Below are 592 nucleotides of genomic sequence, written 5' to 3'. Positions count from 1 at the left end.
CTGACCTACGAGGACATGGGCAAGGTGCAATATCTGCCGTTCGCCGAATCGGTGGAATTGATCAAGAACCGGCAACTGGATGCCACCCTGCAATCGTCGGGACTGGGCATGGCCGCCATTCGCGACCTGTCGTCGGTGATGCCGCTGAACTACGTGGCGATCCCGAGTGAAGTGGTGGCAAAAATCGGCAATCCGGCCTACCAGAGCGCAATGATCCCGGCCAACACCTACGACGGACAGGCCGAAGCCGTGCCCACCGTGGCAATCACCAATATTCTGGTGACCCGCGCCGACCTGCCCGATGACGTCGTCTATGACATGACCCGCCTGCTGTTCGACAACCTGGGGCGCTTGGGTAACTCCCATTCGGCGGCCAAGGACATCAAGCTGGAAGCGGCTGCGAAAAACCTGCCGATCGCGCTGCACCCCGGGGCCGAGCGCTACTACAAGGAAAAAGGCGCCTTATAAGCGCTTGTGCGCAGTGGCGTAACGGCCACTGCAGCGTCGATTCCCTTGCGTGGTGATGAGGAAGGCAGGCAATGAGTGACGAGCATCACGGTATTTCCGCGAACCCACGGGACTGGCCGAAAAC

The 592-nt window shown here is 60.3% G+C and carries 1 protein-coding gene; it reads left to right on the top strand.

Annotated elements, in window-relative coordinates; all coding sequences use genetic code 11:
- Positions 1 to 468 (top strand): TAXI family TRAP transporter solute-binding subunit (locus OQK_RS01390; RefSeq protein ID WP_016770773.1); only part of this gene is annotated, 468 nt, incomplete at its 5' end.
- Positions 469 to 592: the final 124 nt, after the last annotated feature.

Origin of the sequence: Pseudomonas sp. R62, from assembly GCF_000257605.1 — a bacterium.
GTDB lineage: Bacteria > Pseudomonadota > Gammaproteobacteria > Pseudomonadales > Pseudomonadaceae > Aquipseudomonas > Aquipseudomonas atacamensis.
Note: the sequence above shows the minus strand (reverse complement) of the source record. Positions and strands in the feature narration are given on the sequence as shown.